This window comes from Ideonella flava, from assembly GCF_051857595.1.
GTDB lineage: Bacteria > Pseudomonadota > Gammaproteobacteria > Burkholderiales > Burkholderiaceae_C > Ideonella.
Map to the genome: position 1 here is coordinate 432,808 of NZ_JBPZHD010000001.1, position 7,314 is coordinate 440,121.

General features: G+C 69.3%; 5 protein-coding genes. 4 read left to right on the plus strand and 1 reads right to left on the minus strand.

Annotated features, from left to right (window positions below; translation table 11 throughout):
• Positions 1 to 22: 22 nt before the first annotated feature.
• The gene (smc, locus tag ACS5PM_RS01900) at positions 23 to 3,538 is read right to left on the minus strand and encodes a chromosome segregation protein SMC (RefSeq protein WP_439384837.1); all 3,516 of its coding nucleotides are present in this window, start codon (positions 3,536 to 3,538) and stop codon (positions 23 to 25) included.
• A 167-nt stretch (positions 3,539 to 3,705) separates the two neighbouring features.
• On the opposite strand from smc, the gene queF reads away from it, so the two are divergent.
• From queF to ACS5PM_RS01920, 4 genes are all read left to right on the plus strand, one after another.
• Complete coding sequence (gene queF / locus ACS5PM_RS01905; protein ID WP_439384839.1) at positions 3,706 to 4,137, plus strand: preQ(1) synthase; 432 nt, start codon at positions 3,706 to 3,708, stop codon at positions 4,135 to 4,137.
• A 16-nt stretch (positions 4,138 to 4,153) separates the two neighbouring features.
• A complete protein-coding gene (locus ACS5PM_RS01910; RefSeq protein ID WP_439384841.1) occupies positions 4,154 to 4,582 on the plus strand; it encodes an SET domain-containing protein in 429 nt (142 codons plus the stop codon).
• Positions 4,583 to 4,938: 356 nt separating this feature from the next.
• Positions 4,939 to 6,543, plus strand: coding sequence for a sensor histidine kinase (locus tag ACS5PM_RS01915; protein ID WP_439384843.1), 1,605 nt, complete (start codon positions 4,939 to 4,941; stop codon positions 6,541 to 6,543).
• Between the two features lie 20 nt (positions 6,544 to 6,563).
• A complete protein-coding gene (locus ACS5PM_RS01920; protein WP_439384845.1) occupies positions 6,564 to 7,301 on the plus strand; it encodes a response regulator transcription factor in 738 nt (245 codons plus the stop codon).
• The last annotated feature ends 13 nt before the right edge of the window (positions 7,302 to 7,314 follow it).

Sequence of the window (7,314 nt, forward strand, 5' to 3'; positions counted from 1 at the left end):
CCCTTGGGGCGGCCCTGCGCGCTCATGCCGCCTCCACCAGGCTCACCGCCGATTCCATGTCGACGGCCACGATGCGCGAGACGCCCTGCTCCTGCATGGTCACGCCGATGAGCTGCTCGGCCATCTCCATCGCGATCTTGTTGTGAGAGATGAAGAGGAACTGGGTGCCCTTGGACATTTCGTTCACCAGCTTGGCGTAGCGCTCGGTGTTGGCGTCGTCCAGCGGCGCGTCCACCTCGTCCAGCAGGCAGAAAGGCGCCGGGTTGAGCAGGAAGATCGCGAACACCAGCGCGATGGCGGTGAGCGCTTTCTCGCCGCCCGATAGCAGGTGGATGGTCGAGTTCTTCTTGCCCGGCGGCTGCGCCATCACCTGCACGCCGGCGTCGAGCACCTCGTCGCCGGTCATGATGAGCCTGGCCTGGCCACCTCCGAAGAGCGTGGGGAACATGCGGCCGAAGCCCTCGTTGACCTGGTTGAAGGTGGTCATCAGCAGGTCGCGCGTCTCCAGGTCGATCTTGTGGATCGCGTCCTCCAGCGTGTTGATGGCGTCGTTCAGGTCGGCGTTCTGCGCATCGAGGAAGGTCTTGCGCTCGCGCGCCGACGCCAGCTCGTCCAGCGCGGCCAGGTTGACGGCGCCGAGCGCGGCGATCTCGCGGTTGATGCGGTCGATCTCGCCCTGCAGGCCCCAGAGCTTGACCTTGCCTTCTTCGATGCCCTGGCCGAGCACGGCCAGGTCGACAGCGGCAGCGGTCAGCTGCTCCATGTACTGCGCGCCACCGAGCTGAGCCGCCTGGGCTTCGAGCTGCAGCTTGGTGATCTGCTCGCGCAGCGGGTCCAGGCTGCGCTCGAACTGCAGGCGCTGCTCATCGGCCGCGCGCAGCTTCGCCGAAAGGTCGTCGTATTCGCTGCGGGTCGCGGCCAGCGCCGCTTCCTTTTCCATCTTGATGGCCAGCGCGTCCTGCAGGCCGGCTTGCGCCGCCGCATCGTTGAAGCTGCCCAGCTCCAGCTGCAGCTGCTCGCCGGCCTGGGCGTTGGACTGGATCTGCGAATCGGCCGTCTCGATGGCGCGCTGCAGCTCGCCGCGGCGGGCGGCCAGCGCGCGGGCCTGGAACTGCGCCTCCTGCGCCTGGCGCTCCAGCGAGCGCAGCTGCTCGCGCGCGCCCGCCAGACGGCGCTCGGCCTGGATCACCGCTTCGTCCAGCTCGGCGTGGCGCTCCTGCGTGTCGGCCAGCTGCATGTCCAGCTCTTCGAAGCGGGCCTCGCCGGTGGCGCGGCGCTCCTGCAGCTCTTCCATCTGGCCGTCGATCTCGGCGAGCTCCTCGGCCAGCTGGCTGCGGCGGGTGCTGGCGGCTTCGGCTTGCTGCGAAAGGCGCAGCAGCTCCACGTGCAGCTGGTGGGCCCGCGTCTGCACTTCGGCGGATTCGCGGCGCGCCGACACCAGGCGCTGCGAGGCCTCGGTGTAGGCGGCTTCATGCCGAACGAGCGCCGTGCGGGCTTCGTCTGCGATCAGTGCCTGGGCCCGGCCCTGGCGATCCAGGTTCTCGATCTCCTGCGCGCGGGCCAGCATGCCGGCCTGCTCGGAGTCGGGCGCGTAGAAGGCCACCGCGAACTGCGAGACCGCGTGGCCCTCGCGGGTCATGATGACCTCGCCGTGGGTCAGCTGGCCGCGTTGCGCCAGCGCCTCGTCCAGGTTGCCCGCGGTGTAGACGCCTTCGAGCCAGTCGTTGAGCAGCGCCTTCATGCCGGCGTCGTTCAGGCGCAGCAGGTCGGACAGGCGCGACAGCGTCTGGTGGGTGTTGGCGATCGCCGCCTGCGGCAGCGAGTAGAAGGCCAGCTTGGCGGGCGGCGCATCGGCGGCGAAGGCGCGCACGATGTCGAGCCGGCCGACCGCCAGCGCGTTCAGGCGCTCGCGCAGCGCGGCTTCGAGCGCCACCTCCCAGCCGGCTTCGATGTGCAGCTGCGTCCACAGCGCCTGCAGGCCGTCCAGCCCGTGCTTGGCCAGCCAGGGCTTGAGCTTGCCCTCGGTCTGCACCTTCTCCTGCAGGGCGCGCAGCGCCTCCAGCCGGGCGGTGATGTCGGTCTGGCGGGCGGCTTCGCGGTTGACGGTGTCGTGCTGGGCGCGGCGCTGCTCGTCGAGCATCGGCACCTCCTCGCTCAGCTCGTGCAGGCGCGCGTCGGCTTCGTCGCGCGCCGCGTCCGCGGCCTGGCTGTCTTCCCTCAGCTGCTCCAGGCGCGCCGTGTCGGGCGCGGCCAGGCCTTGCGACTCGGTGGCCAGCCGCTCGCGGCGGGTGCGCAAGGCCCGGGTCTGCTCTTCGATGTTGCGGCTGTCGGCGGCCAGCAGCTGGATCTGCTGCTGCACCTGCACCACCTGCCCGCGCTGCTCGTTGGCCTTGGCCTGGGCCGCGCGCACGGCATCCTCGAACTGCGGCGCAGACATCGACTGCTCTTCGGCCTGCGCCGCCAGGATCTCGGCCTGTTCCTCGGCGGCGGCGATCTGCTCGGCGATGGTCTCCAGCTCGGCCAACGCATCGGCGCGTCGGGTGTCCCACTGCTCGTTCTGGGCCTTCAGGTCGGCCAGCCGCGCCTCGGCGCGCTGGCGGCCTTCGACGACATAGCGGATGCGCTCTTCGAGGCGGCTCACCTCCAGCTGGGCCTGGGCCAGGTCGCCCTGCTTCCCGTGCAGCGCATCGGAGGCGGCGTAGTGCGCCTGGCGGATGGTCTCGAGCTCGGCCTCGACGTGGCGCAACTCGGCCAGACGGGCTTCGAGCGCGTTGGTGGCCTCGAGCGAGGCGAGCTTGACGCGCTCCTCTTCAGCCGCCGCGTCGCGGTGCTTGAGGAACCACAGCTGGTGCAGCTTCAGCGTGCCTTGATCCTGCAGGCCGCGGTACTGCGTGGCCACCTCGGCCTGGCGCTCGAGCTTGTCGAGGTTGGCGTTCAGCTCGCGCAGGATGTCGTCGACGCGGGTGAGGTTCTCGCGCGTGTCCTTGAGCCGGTTCTCGGTCTCGCGGCGGCGCTCCTTGTACTTGGACACGCCCGCGGCTTCTTCGAGAAAGAGCCGCAGCTCCTCGGGCCTGGATTCAATGATCCGGCTGATCGTGCCCTGGCCGATGATGGCGTAGGCGCGCGGGCCCAGGCCGGTGCCGAGGAACACGTCCTGCACGTCGCGCCGGCGCACGGGCTGGTTGTTGATGAAGTAGCTGGAGGTGCCGTCGCGCGTGAGCACGCGCTTGACGGCGATCTCGGCGTACTGGTTCCACGAGCCGCCGGCGCGGCCATCTTCGTTGCTGAAGACGAGCTCGACGCTGGCGCGGCTGGCCGGCTTGCGGTTGCCCGAGCCGTTGAAGATCACGTCCTGCATGGACTCGCCGCGCAGTTCGCTGGCCTTCGATTCGCCGAGCACCCAGCGCACCGCATCCATGATGTTGGACTTGCCGCAGCCGTTGGGCCCGACCACACCGACCCGCTGCCCGGGCAGCTGGAAGGTGGTGGGCTCGGCAAAGGACTTGAAGCCGGACAGCTTGATCTGGTTGAGCCGCATGGAGGGGGTGGACGCCTTGGGCGGCGGGCCCGCCGGCTACCGCGCTAAGTCGTTGATTTGATTGGGTATTTCGGCCCTTGTGGGGCCTGAAATGGGCTGCGGATGATATCATCCGCACCATGCCACGATCCTCCTCCGCCCCCAAGCCGACGCCCCGGCAGCGGCCCATGCCGCCTAACCCGCCGACCGCCCCCTCCAAGGAACTGCACGTCTTCCCCAACCCCGCGCCCGAGCGCGACTACGTGATCCAGTTCCAGATCCCCGAGTTCACCTGCCACTGCCCGCTCACCGGGCAGCCGGATTTCGCGCACTTCACCATCGACATGGTCTGCGACAAGCTCTGCGTGGAGCTGAAGAGCCTGAAGATGTACATGTGGAGCTTCCGCGACGAGGGCGCCTTCCACGAGAAGGTCACCAACGACATCCTCACCAAGATCGTCGAGACCACGAAGCCCCGCTACGCCCGCATCACGGCCAAGTGGTACGTGCGCGGCGGCATCTTCACCAACGTGGTGGCCGAGCACCGCAAGAAGGGCTGGAAGCCCGAACCGGTGGTCACCCTGCCCGCCCACTCCACCGAGCGCAGCCTCGCCGGCTGAAGCGGGGTCAGCACTGATGGGCGCGCTGGCGGGCCACCCGCCTTACCAGAAGTACGAAGTGGCGGTGCGCCGCAGCCCCATCGATGGCTTCGGCGTCTTCGCGCTCGAGGCCGTGCCGCGCGGCCACAAGATCGGCGAAGTGCGGGGCGAGAGCATCACCGTGGCCGAGGCGCGCCGCCGTGCGGCCACCCTGGAGCGGATCATGATCGTCGAGATCTCGACCCGAAAGGCGATAGACCTCGCCCGCTCGACGGATCCGATGCGCTTCACGAACCACTCCTGCCGCCCCAACGGGCAGCTGCGCATCAACGCCGGGCGTATCGAGTTCTACGCCCTGCGCGCCATCGAGCCGGGCGAAGAGATCACCGTCGCCTACGGCGAGACGCACCACGAGGGCCGGCTCACCTGCCGATGCGGCGCGCCGGGCTGTGCAGGTCACTTGTGAGGCGAGAGCTCCCCACAGGATTTCCCTAGGTTTTTCAACGCTTTGTGCAGGCCGTGCCACGGTTTTCGTGTGCCACGTCACCAGACCCGTCACCTATTCGTGGCGAAGCAGTGGCATGCGGTTTCATTCGCCTAAACTGCGCCGCAAGCCCCAATGCTGGGTAAGGCGTGGATGGGATCCAGCCGGCGCAGACCGGCAGGCCATAACAAAAGCAGTTCGACAACATCCGTGGGCATGACGCGCTGAACCCGGCGACTCCTTTCGGATCGTCGAACTTGCCTCGCGCGCCCGCACCGCCGTCGAATACCCCCGCCCCGATTCCCGCCGAAGCGCCGGCGATCGGGGCGCAGTCCGACTTGAGTCGATTCGGTGCCGGCCTGCGCGCGCTGGTGGTGATGCTCGTGGCGCTGGAGCTCGCCGCCCAGGGCCTGCAAGGCGGCTGGACGAGCTGGTTGCTGCTGGGCTATGGCCTGTGGTCCGGCGTGCTGCTCTGGACCGAGGCGCGCGGGCAACCGCTGGCCCGGCCCCTGCTGCCCCTGTGGATAGACGTGGCCTGGTCCGCGATGATGGTCCAGGGCGCCCCCGAAGCGGCCGACATGATGGCGCTGACCTTCATCCTGCCGGTCGTCATGGCGAGCGTGCTGCACGGATACCGCCAGGGCGTGATGCTGGCCTGCTTCGCGACGCTGGCGCTGGCCCTGGGCATCCTCGGCGCCGCCTGGCGCGGCAGCCTGCCGATGGACCAGCTGCACTTCCTGCCGGCCCTGGGCCTGTTCGCACTCGCCCCTGCCGCAGCACTGTTGTCTCGCCCCATGCACCTGCTGCGCCGGCGTGACGCGCTGGAGGCGCGCTTCGAGGAAGAGATAGACCCGCGCCGCGGTCTCGAGGCCGCCTGCGCCACGGTCGCCGAGCGCCTGCGCGGCGAGACGGGCGCGCGGGTGGTCGCCGTGGTGATGGCCAAGGGCCGCGGCCCGGCGCTCGTGAGCTCGGAGACGGAAGGCACCTTCCGCACCAGCGAAGCCATCCAGTCGCAGTTCGAGGAGCAGCTCACCGCCCTGCCGCGCATGACGGCCAGCTTCCGGCCGCGGCGATGGTTCGGGCTGCGCGGCGGCGTGCATCTGCTCGATCACGCGGCCGCACCGGCAGCCGCTCTCGAAGCCATGGCCAAGGTGGCCGCCATGCTGGAGTCGCAGCGCCTGATCGCGGTGCCGATGGCCCTCGGTGACCGCCTGCATGCGCACCTGCTGGTGGGCGACCTGCCCAGCCAGCGCGACGGCTGGAGCATCGCCAGCCTGTCGGCCCTCGGGCTTTCGCTCATGCGCCTGTTCGAGCGGGCCGGCCTGGTGGATGAACTCAACGAGGAGATTGCCGCCCATGCGCGGGTACGCATAGGCCGCGACCTGCACGACAGCGCGATCCAGCCCTACCTGGGCCTGCGTTACGCCATAGAGGCCCTGGCCCTGCGAACGCCCACGGACAACCCGATGCACGGCGAAGTGACCGCCCTGCTGAGCCTGATGAACCACGAGGTCGACGAATTGCGCGAGGTCATCTCGGTGCTGCGCTCCGGCCAGCCCAAGGGCGACAACGCGCTGGTCCCGGCGGTGCGGCGCCAGGCCCGGCGCTTCAGCGTGCTTTTTGGCATCGAGGTCCACCTGGACTGCCCGGAGGACATCACCACCAGCCGCGCCCTGGCCGGATCGCTCTTCCACATGGTCAACGAAGCGCTGAACAACGTGCGGAAGCACACGGCAGCAAGAAACGCTTGGATACAAATGCGGACACTAGGGGATAGCATCCATATGAGTGTTCGCGATGACGCCGGTAGCCTCCAGGGCGGGCCGGTCGGGGACTTCGTGCCGAAGTCGCTGACCGAGCGCGTCAGGGAAATGGGCGGGGCGCTCAGCATCAGCCGCCCCAACGGGCTGGACACCGAGATCGCGATCAGCATCCCGCTCTGAAGTCACGAAAGAACGACACCATGCAGTCCATCCTCACCGCCAGCCTCCCCGCCACGGGTGCACGCAGCGCGGCCATGGCAACGGGCACGTCCACGATCCGCGTCTTCCTGGCCGACGACCACCGCGTGACGCTGTGGGGCCTGCAGCAGCTGATAGACAGCGCGCGGCCCGAGATGGAGGTGGTGGGCACCGCGTTGACCCGCGCCGAGCTGGTGGCCCACCCGGCCCTGGCCGAGACCGACCTGCTGGTGCTGGACCTCGACCTCGCCGGCGAGGACGGCTGCACCGCCCTGGCGGACGTGCAGCGCCGCTGCCGCGGGCACGTTCTCATCCTCACCGCAGACGAGGATGTGGCCCACCACCGCCACGCGGTGATGCAGGGCGCGCGCGGCGTGCTGCACAAGTCCGAATCGGCCGACACCGTGCTGCGCGCCATCCGCAAGGTGCACGAAGGCGAGGTCTGGCTGCACCGCAACATCGTGGCCGAGCTGCTAGGCCAGCTCACCGGCCGCAGCAGCGCGCCGCCGCCCGCCCCTGACCCCAACACCCAGCGCATCGCCAGCCTCACGCCGCGCGAGCGCGAGATCGTCGTCCAGCTGGTGCGCATGAGCGGCCGCAAGCAGCTGGCGGTGGCCGATGCGCTCGGCCTGAGCGAACACACGCTGCGCAACCACCTCACCGCCATCTATTCCAAGCTCGGCGTGCACGGCCGGCTCGAGCTGCACCTGTTCGCCACCGAGCACGGACTGAACATTTAGCCCCCACGGCCCC